This window comes from Flavobacterium ginsenosidimutans, assembly GCF_037478105.1.
Classification (GTDB): domain Bacteria; phylum Bacteroidota; class Bacteroidia; order Flavobacteriales; family Flavobacteriaceae; genus Flavobacterium; species Flavobacterium ginsenosidimutans.
Map to the genome: position 1 here is coordinate 4,979,737 of NZ_CP147988.1, position 21,165 is coordinate 5,000,901.

Annotated in this window: 18 protein-coding genes; 2 read left to right on the forward strand and 16 right to left on the reverse strand. The window is 34.7% G+C overall.

Translation table 11 applies throughout. The features are described 5' to 3' along the window. Positions 1-3: 3 nt before the first annotated feature. The 16 genes from V6624_RS21320 to V6624_RS21395 form a co-directional block, all read right to left on the reverse strand. Positions 4-435 (reverse strand): molybdenum cofactor biosynthesis protein MoaE, encoded by a 432-nt coding sequence (locus V6624_RS21320; RefSeq protein ID WP_338840088.1) that lies wholly within the window; start codon positions 433-435, stop codon positions 4-6. Positions 436-583: 148 nt separating this feature from the next. After that, complete coding sequence (locus V6624_RS21325; protein ID WP_422389320.1) at positions 584-877, reverse strand: DUF7677 family protein; 294 nt, start codon at positions 875-877, stop codon at positions 584-586. A 1-nt stretch (position 878) separates the two neighbouring features. Continuing rightward, positions 879-1,964: a HesA/MoeB/ThiF family protein gene (locus V6624_RS21330; protein WP_338840090.1), complete on the reverse strand. Its 1,086-nt coding sequence runs from the start codon at positions 1,962-1,964 to the stop codon at positions 879-881. A gap of 10 nt (positions 1,965-1,974) precedes the next feature. Continuing rightward, the gene (locus V6624_RS21335) at positions 1,975-2,214 is read right to left on the reverse strand and encodes a MoaD/ThiS family protein (RefSeq protein ID WP_213258242.1); all 240 of its coding nucleotides are present in this window, start codon (positions 2,212-2,214) and stop codon (positions 1,975-1,977) included. Between the two features lie 2 nt (positions 2,215-2,216). Further along, a complete protein-coding gene (gene cobA / locus V6624_RS21340) occupies positions 2,217-3,005 on the reverse strand; it encodes a uroporphyrinogen-III C-methyltransferase (RefSeq protein ID WP_338840091.1) in 789 nt (262 codons plus the stop codon). A gap of 6 nt (positions 3,006-3,011) precedes the next feature. Further along, on the reverse strand, positions 3,012-3,584 hold the full coding sequence (locus V6624_RS21345) for a molybdenum cofactor guanylyltransferase (RefSeq protein ID WP_338840092.1): 573 nt from the start codon (positions 3,582-3,584) through the stop codon (positions 3,012-3,014). Between the two features lie 170 nt (positions 3,585-3,754). Beyond that, positions 3,755-4,501, reverse strand: a complete 747-nt coding sequence (locus V6624_RS21350; RefSeq protein WP_338840093.1) for a sulfite exporter TauE/SafE family protein — start codon at positions 4,499-4,501, stop codon at positions 3,755-3,757. Between the two features lie 127 nt (positions 4,502-4,628). Beyond that, positions 4,629-5,801, reverse strand: coding sequence for a gephyrin-like molybdotransferase Glp (gene glp, locus V6624_RS21355; RefSeq protein WP_111285400.1), 1,173 nt, complete (start codon positions 5,799-5,801; stop codon positions 4,629-4,631). A 170-nt stretch (positions 5,802-5,971) separates the two neighbouring features. Further along, positions 5,972-6,220 carry a DUF6755 family protein gene (locus V6624_RS21360; RefSeq protein WP_089059585.1) on the reverse strand — a complete coding sequence of 83 codons (249 nt, stop codon included), beginning with the start codon at positions 6,218-6,220 and terminating at the stop codon, positions 5,972-5,974. Positions 6,221-6,235: 15 nt separating this feature from the next. Then, positions 6,236-6,748: a ubiquinol-cytochrome c reductase iron-sulfur subunit gene (locus tag V6624_RS21365; RefSeq protein ID WP_111285402.1), complete on the reverse strand. Its 513-nt coding sequence runs from the start codon at positions 6,746-6,748 to the stop codon at positions 6,236-6,238. A gap of 10 nt (positions 6,749-6,758) precedes the next feature. Next, complete coding sequence (locus V6624_RS21370; protein ID WP_111285404.1) at positions 6,759-7,328, reverse strand: 4Fe-4S dicluster domain-containing protein; 570 nt, start codon at positions 7,326-7,328, stop codon at positions 6,759-6,761. A gap of 17 nt (positions 7,329-7,345) precedes the next feature. Then, on the reverse strand, positions 7,346-9,562 hold the full coding sequence (locus tag V6624_RS21375; RefSeq protein ID WP_338840094.1) for a molybdopterin oxidoreductase family protein: 2,217 nt from the start codon (positions 9,560-9,562) through the stop codon (positions 7,346-7,348). A gap of 150 nt (positions 9,563-9,712) precedes the next feature. Next, entirely contained in the window at positions 9,713-10,762 is a 1,050-nt protein-coding gene (locus V6624_RS21380; protein ID WP_111285408.1) for an MFS transporter, read from the reverse strand. A gap of 29 nt (positions 10,763-10,791) precedes the next feature. Beyond that, positions 10,792-12,384 (reverse strand): magnesium transporter MgtE N-terminal domain-containing protein, encoded by a 1,593-nt coding sequence (locus V6624_RS21385; protein WP_338840095.1) that lies wholly within the window; start codon positions 12,382-12,384, stop codon positions 10,792-10,794. Between the two features lie 19 nt (positions 12,385-12,403). Continuing rightward, complete coding sequence (locus V6624_RS21390) at positions 12,404-13,882, reverse strand: MFS transporter (RefSeq protein ID WP_111285412.1); 1,479 nt, start codon at positions 13,880-13,882, stop codon at positions 12,404-12,406. A gap of 217 nt (positions 13,883-14,099) precedes the next feature. Then, positions 14,100-15,572 (reverse strand): MFS transporter, encoded by a 1,473-nt coding sequence (locus tag V6624_RS21395; RefSeq protein ID WP_338840096.1) that lies wholly within the window; start codon positions 15,570-15,572, stop codon positions 14,100-14,102. A gap of 961 nt (positions 15,573-16,533) precedes the next feature. Between V6624_RS21395 and V6624_RS21400 the strand changes: the two genes are divergently transcribed. Together V6624_RS21400 and V6624_RS21405 are read left to right on the forward strand one after the other, a co-directional pair. Beyond that, complete coding sequence (locus V6624_RS21400; RefSeq protein ID WP_338840097.1) at positions 16,534-19,665, forward strand: TonB-dependent receptor; 3,132 nt, start codon at positions 16,534-16,536, stop codon at positions 19,663-19,665. 16 nt (positions 19,666-19,681) lie between these two features. Beyond that, complete coding sequence (locus V6624_RS21405) at positions 19,682-21,154, forward strand: RagB/SusD family nutrient uptake outer membrane protein (RefSeq protein WP_338840098.1); 1,473 nt, start codon at positions 19,682-19,684, stop codon at positions 21,152-21,154. Positions 21,155-21,165 lie beyond the last annotated feature (11 nt).

A 21,165-nucleotide genomic window follows, 5' to 3' on the forward strand; every position in this document is an offset into this window, starting at 1 on the left:
TTGTTAGGTATTTTGTTTCCAAGTGAATGTATCGTTTTCAAACATTTCTTTGCCAAAAATTGGCACATCTGTTTTAATCCAGTTTACAATGGCTTCTGTAGCTTCATAAACCTGTTTGCGTCGCGTTGCCGAAACAAAGACAAGCAAACAGATTTCGCCTGCTTTTACAACACCTAAACTATGGTAAATGTGCATGCAGGTCAAATCAAATTTAGCAAAAGCTTTTTCACGGATTGCATACAAAGCTTCATTTGCCATGTCTGTATACGCCGAATAATCGATTGCTACGACGGTATTGTCGTGAATAACATCGGCACGGACTTGTCCTAGAAAAATATTATGCGCTCCAATCGTATGTTTTGATTGATGTTTAGCGATCGATTCAGCAATAAATTCTGGAGAAATCGGTCCTTCTACAAATACATTTTTACTCATTTCTTTTTATTTTTTTGCCACAGATTAAAAGGATTATTTGGATTTTTTGTTTTGCCTCATTTGTCACCCTGAGCGAAGTCGAAGGGCGCTCCAATTGGACTAGGGCTTCGACTCCGCTCAGCCTGACAAAGCAAATTCAATAATCTTTTTAATATAATTCTATCTCCCAATCTTCATAAGGCGGATTAACTACAAAATTTGAGGTACAATATTGTTTTAGATAATCTGTTGCTCGCAATTGTGCATATTGATCATTAAGAACCACTCCATTTTCATCCATTTCAATAACATTAGCATAGATAGCAAATACCTGTTCAATCGCACTTGGTTCTTCTCCATAAAGAGATATATATTCTATACCTTTCAAATTATAATGAGTCCCACTTGCCATGAAATAAGTGAATGTTCTTAGCGCTCCACTAAATGAATTGCTTAACTTCATATTATATTTTTAACTTTAATTTATCCTCTTTTAATAATTGTTTCATTGCCAAAGCACCGCCAGCAATACTTTTAATATTTTTAAATTGATGCTTTTGAAGCAACTCAACTGCAATTTTGCTTCTAATTCCTGATTGACAGAAAACATAAATAGTTTTATTTGAATCTAGCTTTTTCATTTCATTTTCTAAATTCATCAACGGAATTTGAATGCTGTTTTTAAATTTGATTTTTGGTACTTCATCTTCATTTCGAACATCTAAAAAAAGAACCTCATTGTTTTCTATTTCATCCAAAAGAAGCTCAAATTTTATTTCTTCTATTTGATTTTCATCTGAATTGTATTTTCGTTCAAAATCTTCTTTTGCTATTTCAAGATTTGAATTCTTTTCAAAATCGTATTTCTGCTGTTCGTTATTTAAAATATTATAAACCAATATTTTTCCACTTAAAACTTCTCCAATTCCGAGAATCATTTTTAGAACTTCATTGGCCTGAAACATTCCGATAATTCCAACAGAAACTCCTATTACGCCAGCGTCTTCGCAATTTGCTACATTCGAATTTTCATCTGGATACAAACATCTATAAGTTGGTCCGTTTTGATAATTGAAAACTGAAACTTGCCCTTGAAATCTAAAAATAGATCCGTAAACCATTGGTTTATTGGTTACAAGACAAGCATCATTGATTAAATATTTAATCGAAATATTGTCTGTTGCATCAACAATGATGTCGTATTTTTCAAATAAAGAAAGTGCATTTTTTCCAGACAATTTCTCCGCAAAAACATTCACTTTAATCTGCGGATTCAGTTCTGAAATCATTGCTTTTGCTTCAGTCGCTTTTCCTTTTCCAACCGCTGAACTTTTGTAAATTACTTGTCTATGAAGATTCGAAATCTCAATAAAATCATCATCTACAATTCCGATTTCGCCAACTCCCGCCGCAGCCAAATAAGGTAAAATAGCAACACCCAAACCTCCAGCACCAATTACCAAAACTTTAGCTTTCAGCAATTTGTACTGACCAACATCTCCAATTTCAGGAAGTATGATTTGTCTGTTATATCTCGCGGCTCCATTCATAATTTTATTTTTATCCGCCAGCAAATGGTGGCAATAATGCTACAATATCGCTAGTTTGTAAAGTGTAATCAGCTGCTTTTGAAACTATTTTCTGATTTACTGCAACGCTAAAAGTCAATGATTCAAACTCGTATTTTTCGTTTAAATCTTGCAATAATTTTTGCAATGATAATTCTTCCGAAAAAGATAGTTTTTCGAATTCACATTTTGTTTTTTCAGCGACAGCTCCAAAATATTTAACCTCGATCATTTTTATAAATTTAAATTTTGAAAAATGAATTCATCATCAAAATGCTCTTGAAAATATTCAGTCAGTTTTGATGTATTTTTCACTACTTCACCAATCACGATAATGGCTGGTGATGAAATATTCTTTTCGGATACCAATTTAGTGATTGTACTTATAGTTCCTATCACTTTTTGTTCTGAATTTTTCGTACCGTTTTGAATAATTGCAATCGGGAGATCATCCGTTCTATTTTCTTGATAAATCGCAATGATTTCTTCTAACTTATGCATTCCCATCAAAATTACCACCGTAGCAGCCGATTTTGATGCTAAATGTATATCTTTCGATAATTCGTGATTAGAAGTTGTTCCTGTAATTACCCAAAAACTTTCTGCTATTTTACGCTGTGTCAAACTGATTCCTGCTGTAGCGGGAACGCCCAAAGCAGAAGAAATTCCTGGAACAACTGCTGTTTCTAAACCAAATTTTACCGCATAATCAATTTCTTCGCTTCCTCTTCCAAAAACGAAAGAATCGCCTCCTTTTAATCGTACAACATGACCGTAACGATTTGCCATTGAAACAATCAATTCGTTAATCTGATCTTGTGTATAAGCGTGGCAACCCAAACGTTTTCCAACAAAAACAATTTCTGCATTTGACGCATATTCTAATAATTCTTCGTTTACCAAAGCATCGTACAAAACTACATCGGCGCTTTCTAAAGCCTTAATTGCTTTTAGCGTAATCAATTCAACGTCGCCTGGACCTGCGCCTACAATCGTCAATTTTGGTGTTTTTAAATTTCGCATAGTCTTTTATGTTAAATTGATATTCAGGTCGTTTAATTCATCAGCTGAATTAATATTAGTCAAATGATAATTTTCACTTTCTTCTATATTGATAATCTGATGCGGAAGCTTTGCCAGCAAATCCATCATTTTTAACTCATTTGAATCAATTGCTTCTTTAATAACAGGAACAATGTTTTTTGAATAAATCCCGATTAAAGGATGTGTTTTACTTTCTGATGCAAAAACTGTAATTCCTGCTTCTTGTGTATGTTTTGAAATTAATTCCTGTAATAACTCGGTTGAAATTAACGGAATATCACAGCTTAAAATCAGATTAAATTCGGTTTCAGAATGCGATAATGCCGTGTAAATTCCGCCTAATGGGCCTTTATCTACAATTAAATCTGGAATTTTTTCGTATTCCAAATAGTCGTATTCTTTTGATGCTGTAATCAGCTTAATTTGATCTGTTATTGGTAAAATCGCCTGAATGATGTGCTCAATAAATGGCTTATCTTGAAACAAAACCAATCCTTTTTCTGACTGCATTCTGGTGCTTTTTCCTCCGCAAAGAATAAATACTGTTAGTGTTTCCATTGTCTTTGTATTTCAGGTTTAAAGTTGAAATGCGTTTTTTTACCGCAAAGTGCGCTAAGTTTTTTTTACTTAACTTTTAAATTAAGTTCGCAAAGCTTTGCGTGCTTTACTATTCTCAAAACCGCTTTTATAAAACTTTGCGTGTTTTGCGGTTAAAATTCAATTTATTTTCAAGGAAAAATCAATTTAACACTTGCCATTAAAATCACTGTTCCTAATACCATTTTTAATGTTCTATTCGAAAAAGAACCGCTTCCGTAAAAACCTCCTAACATTCCTCCGACAACTGCAATTGGAACTAAGTAAAAACTTTCCATCGGAATTGTTTTTCCTCCTAAAAAGAATCCTAACATTCCGGCTGTTGAATTCACAAAAATGAATAGACTCGAAACCGCTGCTGATTCTTTTACTGATGCCCATCCTAAAAATAATAGAATCGGACTTAAAATAATTCCGCCGCCAATTCCTAACATTCCAGATAATAATCCGATTGCAAAACCAATTGCTAAAGCAAACGGAAGATTTATTTTTACTTCTTCTTTTTCTTTAAAATTAAATACTCCAAACAATCTCAAGGCTGCAAAAACCAATACAATTCCTAAAACAATTTTATAAATCGCATTATCTAAGGTTATAAAACCTCCAACAAACGCCGCGGGAATCGATGCAATCGCAAACGGATAAAAGAGCTTGGGCTTGAAATAATTATTTTTATAATAAAATAAAAACGAAATACTCGACACGAACAAATTCAATAACAAAGCTGATGGTTTCATAATCGAAACCGGGAAAGCAAAAATGCTCATCAATGCTAAATATCCCGAAGCTCCGCCATGCCCAACGCTTGAATATAAAAATGCAATTACAATTAAGGCGAAACTGAATAATAGTATATTTTCGGAATTTAGGAGGTTCATTTGGTATTTGTTTGTTTCAGGTTTAAAGTTTCAAGTCATTCAGCTATATGTTTTTATTTACATACTGCTTTTCATCTTTAATAACTAAAATCTTTTTTCTTAGCGCTTTATTCTATTTTCTTAAAATCTAATCAATTGGCAATAATGTTACCAATTGCCCTTTTTTATAATTTTCAATATCTTCTGGAACAATTAATAAACTGTTTGCAACTGCAAATGTGTTTAGCATTGCAGAACTTTGTCCATCTAAAACCGTTACGCTTGTTTCGTCGTATTTTGCTTTTAAAAACAATGTTTTTCCAGTATTGTTTTTTATTTCTGAGTTTAATTTTCGAACTACTTTCGGTTTGTGAATTTCCGAATATCCAATTCTGTTTTTCACCGCCGGAGCAACATAAATATAAAAATTAGTCAATGATGACGCCGGATTTCCCGGAAGCGCAAAGACTAAAGTTTCATTTTTAGATCCAAAAAACATTGGCTTTCCTGGCTTTTGATTGATTTTATAAAAAAGTTCTTTTACATCGTTTTGCAATAATGCTTCTTTTACAAAATCATAATCTCCAACTGAAATTCCGCCAGAAATAAGAACGATATCATATTTTTTTAAAATCCCTTGCAACGCTTTTTTTGTTGCTTTCAGATTATCTTTTACTCTGTAAACTTTCGTTTTTTCAATTCCGATAGTTTGAAGCGCTGCTTCTAACATAACTGAATTGCTTTCGTATATTTTCCCTTTTTTTAGCTTCTCACCTGCCTGAACTAGTTCATTTCCTGTTACTAAAATCGCTAATTTCGGTTTCTTATAAACCTCAACTTCTGTAATTCCCAGACAAGCCAAAAAACCAATTGCTGCAGGTGTAATCAAAGTATTGGCTTCAAAAACAACCTCATCTTTAGCAATCTGTTCTCCTTTTGGACGAACATTTGACAATTTCTCTGGCATTGTAGCAATTAAAATCGAATCTTTATTTGCCATCACATGTTCCTGCATTACCACTGTATCAGCATCATCTGGAACATAAGCTCCTGTAAATATTCTAATTGCTTCAGTTGCTTTCAGTTTTATATTTGAATGATCTCCAGCCTGAGAAATTCCAACAACATCATATTGATGGCGAATACTGTGTGTAAACGCATATCCGTCCATCGCTGATTGGCGAAATGGAGGCATATTGATTGGCGAAATCACTTTTTCTGCTAAAACATATCCTAAAGCTTTGCGTACCGAAATATTCTTTGTTGGCATTTTAGTACTATTCGCTTCAATAATTGCTATGGCTTCTTCAACTTTAATCATTATGCTGGTGTATATTTAAAAGCAAAAAATACTTATTACAAATATAAGTATTTTTACTTAGTTAAAATCATTAAAAAACCTTAATTCTTTAAAAAATATAAATTTAGCGTAATTAATGCAAATAGATTCATAAAAAACCAAAATAGCTTTTTGAAATTAAGAATTTCATTTTATTTGTTTCTGAAATTTCCCTTTGGAAGATAATAAAGCCAAGCAAACCCAATTAAAAATAAGATCGCAGAAGCTATAAAAGCGGGAATTAAAATCTCTTTATTATTATCTAATGCATTGTTTAATGATGCATACAAAAGCCAAATTTGAATGCTTACATTTAAAATCAGAATAAAGATAAGTGTCGAAAGTATGTTGTTCAATTTATTCGGATTCGCTCTGTTTTGGCTTCTTCTAAATGTGCTCATAATTCAAAATTTAAATTAGCTTTCTTTTTTCTCAATTAATGCTTTTACAAAAACAGCATTTTCTTTAAAAACTACCTCCAATTGTGGTAAAGCTCTCGGTGGAGGCCCAGCAATTACATCTCCCGTCATGGCATCAAACGATCCTTCGTGACATGGGCAATGTATAATTCCTGTTCCTGGTTTATAAAAAACAGAACACGAAAGATGCGTACATTTTTGTTCGTAAGCTCTAAATTCACCACTTTCTAAATGAATTAAAATATACGGAATTGTACTTCCTTCTAAAACAAAACCTCTCGTTCCTCCAACAGGAACATCTTCTTTATTACAAATAAAATGCTCGCCTTGCACTTCTTCCTTTGGCAATAAAAAAGCTTTTGCAGTCACAAATCCAGTTCCCACCATTAAGCCTCCAGAAACAAAAGTTAAGAATTTGGCAAAATCGCGTCGACTGACCTGGGTTGATTCTTGTTTTTTTATTGGAAAATCTTTTTTCCAGTTTTCATTTAAATTATCTTCTTTAGACATGATTTGTCATTTAATAAATTCGTAATTCTGTACTGCCTTTTGGCATCATAATATTGACTTTGGTTTTCACTTTTTCTTTTCCAAAAATGAAATTATTAATTGGTGTGCTGTTTGGTCTCATTTCTTCAATTTGTTCTCTGGTGCCATAAAACAAAGCACCGCTAGGGCAAACTGTTGCACACATTGGTTTTTTCCCTACGCTAGTTCTATCATAACACATGGTGCATTTCATCATCAAATCGTATTCTTCGACTTTTTTCGGTACGCCAAACGGACATGCCATTACGCAATTTGAACAACCAATACATCTTTCTGTGCTTGCCGTGTGAACTACGCCAAATTCATCTTGTGAAATAGCGTCTGCGGGACAAACATTGGCACAAACTGGATCTTCGCAATGCATACAAACTTGAACTGTAGTCTGAATAGTTGCCGCGCGATCTACATAATTTACACTGATTAAAGTTTGCTGCCCATTGGTTTCACACTCAGCGCAAGCCATCTCGCAAGCTTTACAGCCAATGCAGCGTTGCATATCTACAAAAAATTCTTCGCTGGTATTAAAATTCGTTAAATTCATACTATTCTTTTTATAGATTAAACACTTGCATAAGCTTCAGATTCTTTTGCTGGCGGGGCAATTGCCCCTTGCGGAAATAATTGGCAGGCACAGACTTTAAACTCAGGAATTTTAGAAATTGGATCCAAAGTTCCTGGTGTTAGCTGATTTGCAGATTTGTGTCCCGGCCAGTGATACGGAATGAAAACAGTATCTTTTCTAATAGTTTCTACAATATTTGCTGGAAAAATCCCTTCGCCTCTACGCGTTACTACTCGAACTAATTCACGTTGTTTAATATTATATTTTGTGGCCATTTCTGGATGGATTTCGACCATTGGTTCCGGAAACTGATCCACTAATTTTCCAATTCTTCGGGTTTGCGTTCCACTCAAATATTGCGAAACTACACGTCCAGTTGTCAGTGTTATTGGATATTCATCATCGGTAACTTCACCCGGAAGTTTATATGGCGCGGGATTAAAATGCGCTTTCCCGTCAGGTGTTTTAAACTTTTTATCTTCCCAAAGTCTTGGTGTTCCTGGATGATCTTCAGTTGGACAAGGCCAGAAAACGCCCATATTATCTTCTACTTTTTTATATGTGATTCCGAAATAATCTGCTGTACCTCCTTTTGAAGCTACACGTAATTCATTGAAAATTTCTTCGCTATTATTGTAAGTAAATTTATCTTTTTCGCCCAAACGTTCAGCAATTTCTAATAAAATCGAAGTGTCTGTTCTTGCTTCACCCGGTGGCGTAACGGCTTGCCTGATTCGAATAACGCGTCCTTCTGCAGAAGTTGTTGTTCCTTCTTCTTCTTCCTGTAAAGAGCCTGCTAAAACAATATCCGCATGTCTTGCAGTTTCATTCAAGAAGAAATCAATACATACATAAAACTCTAATTTTTCTAAAGCTGATCGCACATAATTATTGTTTGGAAGCGAAACCAACGGATTAAAACAAATAGAAATTAAGCCTTTTATTTCATCTCTATGAATTGCTTCGATAATTTCGTAAGCTGTGAGTCCTTTTCCTGGTAAATCTTTTTCATCAATTCCCCAAACTTCAGAAATATATTTTCTATGTTCTGGATTTTCAATATCTCTGTTTCCTGGCAATTGATCGCATTTATGTCCGTGCTCCCTGCCACCCTGACCATTTCCTTGTCCTGTAATTGTTCCGTAACCACAATACGGTTTTCCGATTCTTCCAGTTGCTAAAACCAAATTGATACAGCCTACAACATTATCTACGCCTTTTGAATGGTGCTCAATTCCTCTTGCATGCAATAAAAAGCTAGTTTTTGCTTTTCCCCATAATTCGGCAGCAGCTTTTATTTTTTCCTTGTCAATTCCAGTTACTTCTTCTGCCCATTCTAAAGTATAATCTTTTACGGCATCAATTGTTTCTTGAAATCCAGATGTATAATTATCGATAAAATCATGATCGAGCATATCGTGATCTACCAAATATTTCAACATTGCGCCATATAAAGCCGAATCTGTTCCGGGTTTTACATCAAGATGAATATCGGCAGTTCTAGCCAGCGGAATCATTCTTGGATCTATAACAATCAATTTTGCGCCACGATCTCTGGCTTTCCAAATCCAATGAGTAAGAGTTGGAAATGTTTCACTGATATTGGCGCCTGTTACAATAATGACTTCAGCATATTCTAAATCAGAATAATTGTTTGAAGCTCGGTCTAAACCAAATGCTTTTTTATTTCCTGCACCAGCGCTTACCATACAAAGTCTGCCGTTATAATCCAGATTTCTTGTTTTTAAGGCAACGCGGGCAAACTTTCCAACTAAATAACTTTTTTCATTGGTTAATGAAACGCCAGAAAGCATTGAGAATGCGTGTTTTCCGTATTTCTCCTGAATTCTTTTTATTTCAGAAACCGTTTTGTCCATCGCGTCATCCCAGGAAACTTTCTCAAAACCTTTTCCTTCTACTCTTTCTATTGGATGCAAAAGACGATCTGGATGATTATTTTGAAGATAACGCTGTACTCCTTTTGGGCATAAACGACCTTCATTAAAAGGAAATTCCATCCATGGCTCAAAACCTACAACTTTGTTTTCTTTCACCATTAATTGAATGCCGCATTGCATACCACAGAAACAGCAATGCGTTTTTACAACTTCATCTGGTTCATCTCTTCCTGCATAACCGTCTACTGGCGCGTAGTTTAAATGCGGTCCAAAGTCATCTATTATTTTCTCTATTGATACTGGTAGTTTTGCCATTTTTTTTAGTTTTCAGTCTCAGTCCCAGTGTCAGTTTAAATTGTAAACCGCTAAATGTGACTGCATACTTTTTATTAGTTTTCAGTTTTCAGTCTCGGCCTCAATTTAATCTGTAAACTGAATACTGCTACTGAATACTTTTTAAATAAATTATCCAAATAAATTACCGCCTTCTAATCTGGCTTTTAAATGTGCTTGTGCTAAGCGCGATCTTTTTCCCTCAGGACTTAAATCAAGATGAGAAGTTCCATCTTCATGAGTAAAATCGAAACCTAATTGTTTGGTTACAATTTTTAAATCTTCGATATGAAGTTGAGTTGCAAATTCATCGCCTGTATGAGGGCAAACAGCCATTCCTTTTTTAATTCCCTCTTGCTTATAAATATGTGCTCCAATTTGCGCGGGACGCTGAATGATGTGGAAGAATTTCCCAAACGGAATCCAAAGCAAAAACATAATTACTGTTACACAATGAATTACAGCGAGAAAATCATAAGCGAAACCTTTCATGAATTGATACGAATAAGTCAAACACAATCCAGTAACGGAAATCGCTATTAATAAAATAAGAGGCAATAAATCACCCTCAAATGTTTGTGTTGCAATAAGTCCAGGATTGGTTAATCTTCTTCTTAAATAATAAACTGAACCAATTATAACAAGCCATGAAGACCAGTTTAATGCATGAAAAATCAGAAATGCTAAAAATGAATTTATTTGAAAATCCATCATTTTGAATCCGAAGAAATGTGCTTCGTAAATGGAAATGGAATTGGGTGCTAATGTAAAATGAATCCATCCAAATGTTAGCGGAATTGTAATCGCAAAAGCGGATAAACATCCTATGGCAATACAAAAATGGGCAAACCAGCGCCATTTGCTTCTCGGATAAATAAATCTCTGAACTAAAATATTCTGTACCGATTCTTTTCCTAAAAACCATAAATGTGAAAACACTTTTCCGGTAAAAAGAAATTTAAGACTCCTTTTAAAGTACATCCAAGTTGGAGGTCTTTGAAGCCAAACTGTGTATCGATAAACGATTCCAAAGAATGCAAATACAGTTCCGAAGAGGTATGTTACGAGAGCAGCATCAAAATTTTGCAACTGCCTTGAACCGTAAAATACTAGTATAATTGTAAGTATAGAAACCAGTGATGCAACCAGTAAAGCTTTGGTATTAAACGTTTTCTTTTTCATCCTTAATTTTTATTTTAATGATTACTTCTTTAACTTGGTTTCTCGCAATTCTTACGATTGTAAAACCACCAATTGATACCTGTAGCTAATATAGTAAAAAAAGAAACACCAATAAAGAATTGATTTACAGTACCATTAGCCGAAATATTATTTCCTATTAATTTAGAAAAGATAAATGGCCCAAATGCCGCAATTGCAGCTGTCCAACCAATAACTCCTGCTGCCTGACGAGGATTCTCTTTAAAAATAATTGGATATTGTCTGAAGGTTCCAGCATTTCCAATTCCGGTAAAAAAGAACATTGCTAAAATTACTGCTACAAAAAGAGGAAACTGATCCATACTTGTCGGTGCAACTAATCCTTGAGTTACTAAAATAATAGCTCCTGCCAAAATTCCTAAACCTGTTATGGTTGTCAATACGGCTCCTCCTACTTTATCTGCAACAAATCCAAAAGCAATTCGGCTGGCAGAACCTATTAACGGTCCATAAAAAGCATATACTAAAGGATCTGGCGCATTTGGAAAATCTCCATATAAAAATTTAATCATTAATGGAAAAGCGGCAGATAAACCTGCAAAAGTTCCAAAAGTCATTACGTATGTAATTGTACAATACCAAGTATGTTTATTTGAGAAAATATCCAATTGCTCTTTTACAGAAGCCTTCATCGGTATACTTCTTAAATAAAACCAGCTTATAAATGCCATAATTATTAGAAATGGCGCGTACCAAAATGCTGCAGATTGCAAATAAATTGGTTTGTTTTTTACCGCTGTATTTTCGGCGCTAATGTTGTTTATTATTTTCTCTGCTAATTTTGGATTTGCATTTGCAATCGCTTTTGCTTTTGCCTTAACAGGAAGTGAAGCAAAAACAACCGCATTGTCTTGCGAGTTCACGGCCGTACTTACAGAATCAACAATGTTTTTCTTTACATTAGAAAGAATTTTCGTTTGTACTTGACTATCTAAAGCAACAAAAACTTCTTTTTGTTTTTCAATTGAAGAATTTTGGAAAACAGTTAACGTTTCTTTCGGATCGATGCTTGTAAAAACGGTCGAAGCTCCAAAAATTCCGACGCTTATTACTAATGGCGTAACGAATTGTGCTATTGAAACACCAAAATTTCCAATTCCTGCCTGAATTCCTAATGCAGTTCCTTTTAATCTTTGAGGAAAAAACAAACTTGTACTTGGCATATAAGAAGAAAAATCTCCACCGCCAAAACCAGTTGTAAAAGCCAAAACTGCAAAAACCCAGAAAGGCGTATTTACATTCATAATTGCAAAACCAATTCCGATTACGGGAATTAATTTAATTGCTGTCGCCAAAGAAATAATATGTCGCGTTCCAAAAATAGGAAGCAGAAATGTGTGAATAATTCGCAATAATCCGGCAGCTAATCCCGGTATTGCAGTTAACCAAAAAAGCTGATCTTTAGAAAAATTAAATCCTAATCCAGGCAGTTTTACTGCTATAACACTCATCATGAACCATGAGGCAAATGATAATACTAATGTAATTGTTGTAATTGTTAAAGTTCTCCATGCAATTTTACTTCCGTCAGAATTCCAATATGCTTCATCTTCGGGGTTCCATTTGTCTAACCAAGTTTTCATCTCTATTTCAATTTAATTTTTAATGATTGTCTTCTATTTCTCTTGTAAAATCGGGTGATTTACTTCGCATCGCATTTATGATTGTTCTGTGCATCCATACTAAACAAAGAACAGAAACCAGAAATATGAATATCCATGAGCTTGTCCAGAGTCCAGTATAAGTGAGAAGATAGCCAAAGATTATTGGACCGAAGAAACCTCCTAATCCACCAATCAAACCAACCATTCCGCCCACTACTCCAACTTCATTAGGAAAATATTCTGGAATGTGTTTGTAAACAGCCGCTTTTCCAATACCCCAAGAAATTCCTATCAGCGTTACCAAAACAACGTACACCCAAAGATTGGCGCTGAAGTTGATTTGGGTAATTCCTTTTGCTAATAATTCTTTCTTTTTTACTTCCTGATTTTGTTTTACAATGATTTCCTGCCAAGATTTTTTTACAGGGAAAACAGAAGATTCGCTATTTATTTCCAGATCTTTTTTAGTGTTGATTTGATGTGATTTTCCGTTGACTATTATTTTATCTGCCGAAATTTCTGTTACCGTCCCATTACTTAAAGACATAACTCCAGGGCCCGCAGTGAAGATTTCCATTTTTGGAAACATCAATAAAAAACTGATTACGATTGATGAGCCCAAAACCCAATACATCACTTTTCTCGCTCCAAATTTATCTGAGAGATAACCTCCAAAAGCCCTTATAACTCCTGATGGAAGACTGAACATTGTAGCAAACATACCGCCCATTACTAAAGTGGTATTGTAGACATTCATGAAATTTGGAAGAAGCCACTGCGAGTAGGCTACAAAAAATCCGAAAACTAAAAAGTAATACGCACCAAAGCGCCACACTCTGACCTTTTTAAGCGGAGACATAAGTTCTCCCATAGTTTTTGAAATACCATGATTGGTTTTGTTTTTAGCAAAAACAATAAAAAGAATTCCGATAATTACTAGTATGGATGCGTATATAACTGGAAGCATTTTCCAGCCGTTAAGTGGGTCACTTTCAGATAAATTATTTAATAAGGTAGGCGCAATAAAAGTGGTAATGGCTGCACCGGCATTTCCCATTCCGAAGATTCCTAAGGCTCTTCCTTGCCATTCTTTTGGATACCAAATTGAAGTGTATCCTATCCCAACGGCGAAACTGGTTCCAACTAATCCGAAGAAAAAACTTAGAACTGCAAAACTCCAAAAGGAATTTGCAAAAGGAAGTAAAAAAAGCGGCACAGAACATAGGAGTAGTAAAACCGAAAAAACATATTTGCCACCATACTTATCTGTTAAAATTCCTATTGGCAGTCTGAAAACAGAACCTGAAAGAATAGGAATTCCGAGAAGCCAACCAATTTCTACTACAGTAAAATTGAATATTCCTTTATCAGCCAAAAAAGTGATCAAAACGCCATTTAATGTCCAACATGCAAAACATACGGTAAAAGCTAAGGTATTAAGAAATAAAATTCGGTGAGATTGAGACAAATTATTCATAAACTATGTAGATTACCTGAATATAATCGAGTGATTATCATCAATTATGCAAGCAAAATTATAGTCTCAATCTGATAATTTATATGACATATATCATATAAAAGATATTTTTATCTTATTTTAAAACATCCTAAATAACAGAAAATGAATACCTTTTAAAATAGAAAAAGCCTTTTCTGTATTTAGAAAAGGCTTTTTCTGTTTTTATAAATCTATTTTAATGTTTTCGATCCATATCTTTAGCAAATTCTGGTGATTTCTCTTTCATCAAATTCACAACAACACGATGCATCCATATTAAACAAATAAGAGAAACTGCCAAAATAAACATCCATGAACTTGTCCAGAAACCAGTTGTACTTAAAAGATAACCGAAGATAATTGGTCCAACAAATCCACCTAAACCGCCGAGTAAGCCAACCATTCCACCTACAACGCCAACTTCATTTGGAAAATAATCCGGAATATGTTTATACACCGCTGCAGAGCCAATTCCCCACGCAGAACCAATCAGAATTACTAAAACTAAATAAATCCAAATATTGGCTTCAAAATGAATTTGGGTAATTCCTTCTGCCAATAAATCTTTCTTTTGAACTTGCTGATTCTGCTCTACTACAACTTGTTGCCAAGACTTTTTTGATGGGAAAAATTTGCTGTGTGCAGCATTTTTATCTTCTTGAATTATCGGATAGGTTTTATCGCCAATAACAATTTTATCGTTTGAAACTTCGGTAACTGTTCCCGCTTTTGCTGCTGTAATACCAGAACCAGATGTTGTAATATCCATTTTTGGAAACATCAGCAGAAAACTTAAAACAACTGAAGAACTCAAAACCCAATACATTACTTTTCTCGCACCAAAACGATCAGATAAAAATCCGCCATAAGCTCTAATAACTCCAGATGGCAAACTAAATATGGCAGCAAAAATTCCACCCATAACCAAAGTCGTATGATATACGTTTAAAAAATTGGGAAGCAACCATTGCGAAAATGTTACAAATGAACCAAAAACAAGAAAATAATATAATCCAAAACGCCAAACTCGGATACTTTTAAGCGGTGTAAAAACTTGATTTATTGTTTTAGGTGCTGCTTCAATTTTTTTATTTTTTGTAAAAATCAAAAAAACAATTCCCATAGCAAGCAAAACACTTGCATAAATAATTGGAAGCCATTTCCAGCCATTTTCTGGATCATTTTCCGAGAATTTTGTCAGTAATGTCGGCGCTAGAAAAGTAGTCAGTGCAGCGCCAGAATTTCCCATTCCGAAAATACCTAAGGCTCTTCCTTGCCATTCTTTTGGATAATAAACTGAAGTATAGCCTACGCCAATGGCAAAACTAGTTCCTACCATTCCGAATAAAAAACTCAAAATCGCAAACGTCCAGAAATTATAAGCAAAAGGTAAAAGAAATAATGGAATTGAACTCAAGATTAATAAACAAGAAAAAACCGGTTTCCCTCCAAATTTATCTGTGAGAATTCCCATTGGCAAACGCATTACCGAACCTGTTAAAATCGGAATCCCGAGAAGCCACCCTATCTCGACGACACTCCATTCAAAAATACCACGATCGTTTAAAAAAGTTACTAATACTCCATTTAACGTCCAGCAGGCAAAACAAATTATAAATGCTAACGTATTGAAAAAAAGAATGCGATGTGATTGGGAAAGATCAGACATAGAAAAATAGTGTTAGAATTATTACTGAAAAATTTAACCTATAAATCAATATTGCAGAAATATTTCAATTTTCCTGCTAAAAATAAGAATGTATTAAAATTAGAAAAAAAACAGTTAAAACACTAATAATAAACAATATAACAAAATTTAAAATTATTGCTAAATAACTTACTATCGTTTGCCTTAAATTGTGTATCAACTCATTCTGAAACATTTACAAGACGTTTTTAGAGCTTTTACATATCTTACAAAGTATTAAAAACAAGCATTTTAAATGTAAAATACTACAATTTTGCACTTCAATTAAAAAATAAATTAACATTTTTTTTAAATCAAACAACACATACAATCACTTAAAAAACAAGGCATTAAGAATTGTTTTTTAAGTGATTTCCAATTCTAAAAAAGACTTTTTTCAAAAAAAATCGTCTAAACTTTTGGTTTTTATTATATAAAATTTAACTTTGTCTATAGGATTAGTAGAGTTTAAAATAATATTTCCAACTATAAAAAACTATTATTGTGAAAACAACAGAAAGCATATCGCGTTACATTCTTCCTAAAAAATACACTTATAGCACTATTTGTTATATGTGTATCTGTTGTTAATAATCTACTTTCATTTTGTTTGCCTTTATAATTCATATCGAAGCAAAACATAAAAAACATCACCAAAAATATTTAATGAATTTTAACCAAGAAATCTCTCCAATGCATTCAGATGTATTGGATCAGATTCTTGAAACCATATCTATTATTCAACAAATTAAATAACTAACAACTAAAAAGACAAAAATGAAAACAATGCAAAGCTGTTGCTGTAAATAAAAAAAGCCATTTCTGCGGCAACAGAAATGGCAAGGCTTAAAGAACATTTATCACTAAATCAAGAACACTTTTAGAGTGCTGTATAAACAGTGCTCAGGGCGTCTTGTTAATTACTTAAAACCAACACAAAGAAATGAAAAAAAAGTTAAACATACACATACTGCTGTTTCTACTCTTGATAACGGCAGGAATACAAGCCCAGAATACCACACCTCTTATTCAATCCAAACTAGACGGAACTGTAGTAGACGCTATTACAAATCAGCCCATTATAGGTGCATCAGTAACCATTAAAGGAACAACTCACGGTGTTGTGACAGATGCAGAAGGAAAATTTTATTTTCAGACGGGACAGAAATTTCCCTACACATTGATTGTAAGCTACATTGGATATAAAAAATTGGAAGTCATTGTTGAGAAAAATCCAGTAATTATTAATCTTAAAGAAGAACGCCAAGAACTAGACGAATTGGTAGTTGTAGGTTACGGAACTCAGAAGAGAAAAGACATTACAGGATCTGTAGCTTCGGTTCCAAAAGCCAATTTATCTCAGGTAACTTCATCAGCAGATAATCTTTTAAGAGGTGCTGTGGCTGGAGTTGTAGTTACACAAAGTTCTGGACGTCCAGGTGCTTCTTCTAGTGTTCGCATTCGTGGAGGAAACTCTATTACTGCTGGTAATGAACCACTTTATGTTGTTGACGGAATTTTAATTTACAACGATAATAGCAACAGTGGAGCTGGAGTAACTTATGCTGGGGCAACCGTAAACGTTCTATCGACCATTAATCCAGCTGATATAGAATCTATTGAAGTTCTGAAAGACGCTTCGGCAACAGCGATTTATGGTTCTCGAGGTGCTAATGGTGTCGTTATTATAACGACCAAAAAAGGAACAAAAGGACAAGATAATATCTCGTACCAAGGTTATTTCGGTTTCCAGAATATTTCAAAAAAACTGAGATTAATGAATGCCAGCGAATGGGCAAGTTTAAGAAACGATGTTCAGGCAAGTATTGGCCAAGCTCCTTCTTTTTCTCCTGAACAAATTGAAGCTTTAAAAACTTCTGGAAATTACGATTGGCAATCGGCAGCCTTTGTAACTGCGGCACCTGTACAAAACCATAATTTATCATTTTCTGGCGGAGATGAAAAATCAAGATATGCAGTTTCTGCAGGGTATTTTGATCAAGATGGTATTGTTTTAGGATCAGATTTCAAACGTATTTCTCTGCGAGCCAACTATGAAAGAAACTATTCTCAGAAATTCAAATTTGGGGTAAATGCTAATTATACCAACTCGATTGCAAATGGTGTCGGTACAAATGGCGGCGCGGGAGCTGGAAGGAATCCAAATCCATTGGTTAGCGTTGTTTTAACTGCTCCGGTTGTTCCAATCAAAAATGCGGATGGCAGTTACAATGTAACGAACAATCCTTATGCAACTTCCGTAAATGGTTATGTTCCGAATCCGATTAACGATTTGGATAACACAACCAACGAAACCAAATTAAACAGAATTCTAACTAGTTTATTTGGCGAGTATAAATTCAATAAAGAATTAACGGCAAAAGTTGCTGTAAGCGGTGATGTTTTGAATACGAAACAAAACTATTACGCGCCTTCAAACACTACTACAGGTGCAGGAACAAAAGGTTTGGCTTCTATTGGAGAAAGATTAGTAAGTTCTGTTCTGAATGAAAATACGCTGAATTATAATACTCATTTTGGCGCAGATCATAAGTTTTCTGCTTTGGGCGGTTATACGCTTCAATATACAAAAGGCGAAGTTGTGAATGCTGGAGCGCAGACTTTTGTTAATGATGCCAATACTTACAATGCCATTCAAGATGGTGTTCCTGTAAAACCGTATAGTGATGCTTACGAAAGTGTTCTGAAATCTTGGCTGGCGAGAGTAAATTATTCTTATAAAGGAAAATACAATTTCACTTTATCTGGACGTGCAGATGGTTCTTCAAGATTTGGTTCAGAATCGCTTTGGGGTTATTTCCCTTCTGCTGGATTTTCTTGGAATATTACTGACGAAGAATTTGCCAACAATATTAAAGGTGTAACGGAAGCAAAATTGAGAATTACAGCAGGAACTACAGGAAACCAAGAAATTGGAAATTATCTTCCGTTGGCTTCAATGGGATCTGTAAACTATTCTTTTGGAGGAACATTATACACCGGTTTAGCTCCTACCCGATTGTCAAATCCAGATTTGAAATGGGAAAAAACAAATCAGTATAACGTTGGATTGGATTTATCATTATTAGATCGAAAAATCAATTTTGTTTTTGATGTGTATTACAAAAAGACAAAGGACCTATTAATCAACGTTCCAGTGCCATTGAGTTCTGGTTATGCAACAGTTCTTCAAAATATTGGTGGAGTTGAAAATAAAGGTTTTGAAGTTGGTTTAACAACTGAAAACATTAAAACAGAAAACTTCGCGTGGAACTCGAACATCGTATTTTCTTTAAATAGAAATAAAGTTACCGAAATCGGAAATGGTGTAAACGAATTTTTTCCTGTAGTGCCAAACGGATCTTTGCTACAACAACAGCCCGTAATTGTAAAAGTAGGGTTGCCTTTAGGAACTTTTTGGGGATATAGAACCAACGGAATTTTCCAGACTCAGGAAGAAGTTAACACACAGCCAAAAATCAACAGTTTGGCAAATACCAAAGTCGGAGATAGAAAATATGTTGATACCAACGGAGATGGTGTAATTACCGCTCTTGATAAAGGAAACTTAGGCACTTCTCAGCCAAAATTTGTGGGAAGCTTCAGCAATACAGTTTCATACAATGATTTTGATCTGAATTTCTCTTTTCAAGGAGCATACGGCGGAAAAATCTTCAATGCTTTAAATCAGCAGTTAGAAATTTCTACCCTTGGAACCAATGCTGCAGCGACTTTAAATGACCGCTGGACACCAACAAATCCGAGTAACGAAATTCCTAGAGCTTCTAGTTCACCGCTAGGAATTGTTTCTGAACGCTATGTTGAAGATGCTTCTTTCCTCAGATTGAAATTAATCACATTAGGATACACTTTACCTAAAAGCGTTTCTAAAAAACTGGGAACAAAAAGCGTAAAAGTTTACATCTCAGCAGAAAACTTAATTACATGGACAAAATACACTGGCTACGATCCAGAAGTAAGTTCATACGAACAAAACAACTTATATCCGGGAATTGATTTTGGTTCTTATCCAAACTCAAAAACATTCATCTCGGGCTTGAACGTAACATTCTAAGTAAAAAAACATCAAAATGAAAAAGATCATTATAACATTCCTTTTAAGTGCCGGCCTATTTGTATCGTGCACGGAGCTTGAGGTAACTCCAAACTCTTTTGTAACCGAAGACAATTATTTTATCACTCAAGATGATGCTGTTGCAAGTGTAACTGCTGTTTACGCTTCGCTGAGCCTTGATCCAGGTGAACAAAGTTTGTTTGGAAGAAACCTTTATTTCCTAACTGATATGGGGTCTGATTACGCAGCTGCAGGAGTTTCTGCGACAAACCCGCAAGTTAGAGCAATGAGCAGTTTAACGCACGATGCTACTAATGACCGCGTTCAGGTGGCATGGAGACAAATTTATAACGGAATCAATAGAGCCAATGTTTCTATTGACAATATTCCGAAAGTGTCTGGTTCTGAAGTAATCAAAACAAGATTGATTAACGAAGCTAAATTTATCAGAGCATTGCTTTACTTTCAAGCAGTTCGTCTTTGGGGTGGAGTTCCGATTGTTTTGCACGAAGCAACTTCTATCAATTTAGGAGATTTAAAAACAAATCGCTCTACAGTTGACGAAGTGTACGCTCAAATCGTTAAAGATTTAACTGATGCTGAAGCTTTACCAAAGACATATACAGCAGCAGATGCTGGACGCGCAACTTCTGGTGCCGCAAAAGCAATTTTAGCTAAAGTTTATTTGACTAGAAAAGACTGGCCAAATGCTATTTCAAAAGCAAGAGAAGTTATTGACGGCGGTTACGGATATGCTTTGTTTGAAGATTTTCAAGATATTTTCACTAAAACAAAAAAGAACGGAAAAGAGCATATTTTCTCTGTTCAGTTTGAACCAAATCAAGCTGGAAATGGTTCTAGCGGAAGTACTTTTCAGGCGACATCTTTTACAGGATTTACAGCAACAGAACCAGCAGATATTATCTCAGACGTTGCATTGTTTTATGATATCTATGCACCGGGAGATAAAAGAAGAGATGTGAGTTATGCGAAACAATTGCTTAATCCATCAACGGGAACGCTTTATACTTTTCCTAAGCCAATTTTCAAAAAATATCTGGATTTAACCAATCTGGCAACTCCATCAAATGTTGCGATCAACTTTCCGGTTATTCGTTATGCAGACATCCTTTTGTCTTTAGCGGAAGCGATAAATGAACAAGGCGGACCAACTGCTGAAGCTTACGAATTGATTAATCAAGTGAGAAGAAGAGCTTTCGGAAAAGCAATTACAACGCCTGATGCAGAAGTAGATTTAGTTGGATTAGACCAAACTTCTTTTAGAGCTGCAATTCAGGAAGAACGCAAAAAAGAGTTTGTTCAAGAAGGACAGCGCTGGTACGATTTGGTAAGATGGGGAACATTGGTTACCGAAGTGAAAAAAGTAACGGCTAAAAACTCAGTTTCGGAAAGAAATAATCTTTACCCAATTCCGCAAAGCGAAAGAAATATTAACCCAGATGGTTTACCTCAAAATCCTGGATATTAATTAGAACCACA

Excerpts from the sequence above, each read along its gene's own strand:
- V6624_RS21375 (WP_338840094.1), bottom strand. The coding sequence starts at position 9,562 with ATGGCAAAACTACCAGTATCAATAGAGAAAATAATAGATGACTTTGGA.
- V6624_RS21330 (WP_338840090.1), bottom strand. The coding sequence starts at position 1,964 with ATGAATGGAGCCGCGAGATATAACAGACAAATCATACTTCCTGAAATT.
- V6624_RS21335 (WP_213258242.1), bottom strand. The coding sequence starts at position 2,214 with ATGATCGAGGTTAAATATTTTGGAGCTGTCGCTGAAAAAACAAAATGT.
- V6624_RS21320 (WP_338840088.1), bottom strand. The coding sequence starts at position 435 with ATGAGTAAAAATGTATTTGTAGAAGGACCGATTTCTCCAGAATTTATT.
- V6624_RS21350 (WP_338840093.1), bottom strand. The coding sequence starts at position 4,501 with ATGAACCTCCTAAATTCCGAAAATATACTATTATTCAGTTTCGCCTTA.
- cobA (WP_338840091.1), bottom strand. The coding sequence starts at position 3,005 with ATGCGAAATTTAAAAACACCAAAATTGACGATTGTAGGCGCAGGTCCA.
- V6624_RS21400 (WP_338840097.1), top strand. The coding sequence starts at position 16,534 with ATGAAAAAAAAGTTAAACATACACATACTGCTGTTTCTACTCTTGATA.
- V6624_RS21380 (WP_111285408.1), bottom strand. The coding sequence starts at position 10,762 with ATGAAAAAGAAAACGTTTAATACCAAAGCTTTACTGGTTGCATCACTG.
- V6624_RS21405 (WP_338840098.1), top strand. The coding sequence starts at position 19,682 with ATGAAAAAGATCATTATAACATTCCTTTTAAGTGCCGGCCTATTTGTA.
- V6624_RS21325 (WP_422389320.1), bottom strand. The coding sequence starts at position 877 with ATGAAGTTAAGCAATTCATTTAGTGGAGCGCTAAGAACATTCACTTAT.
- V6624_RS21360 (WP_089059585.1), bottom strand. The coding sequence starts at position 6,220 with ATGAGCACATTTAGAAGAAGCCAAAACAGAGCGAATCCGAATAAATTG.
- V6624_RS21395 (WP_338840096.1), bottom strand. The coding sequence starts at position 15,572 with ATGTCTGATCTTTCCCAATCACATCGCATTCTTTTTTTCAATACGTTA.
- V6624_RS21365 (WP_111285402.1), bottom strand. The coding sequence starts at position 6,748 with ATGTCTAAAGAAGATAATTTAAATGAAAACTGGAAAAAAGATTTTCCA.
- glp (WP_111285400.1), bottom strand. The coding sequence starts at position 5,801 with ATGATTAAAGTTGAAGAAGCCATAGCAATTATTGAAGCGAATAGTACT.
- V6624_RS21345 (WP_338840092.1), bottom strand. The coding sequence starts at position 3,584 with ATGGAAACACTAACAGTATTTATTCTTTGCGGAGGAAAAAGCACCAGA.
- V6624_RS21385 (WP_338840095.1), bottom strand. The coding sequence starts at position 12,384 with ATGAAAACTTGGTTAGACAAATGGAACCCCGAAGATGAAGCATATTGG.
- V6624_RS21390 (WP_111285412.1), bottom strand. The coding sequence starts at position 13,882 with ATGAATAATTTGTCTCAATCTCACCGAATTTTATTTCTTAATACCTTA.
- V6624_RS21370 (WP_111285404.1), bottom strand. The coding sequence starts at position 7,328 with ATGAATTTAACGAATTTTAATACCAGCGAAGAATTTTTTGTAGATATG.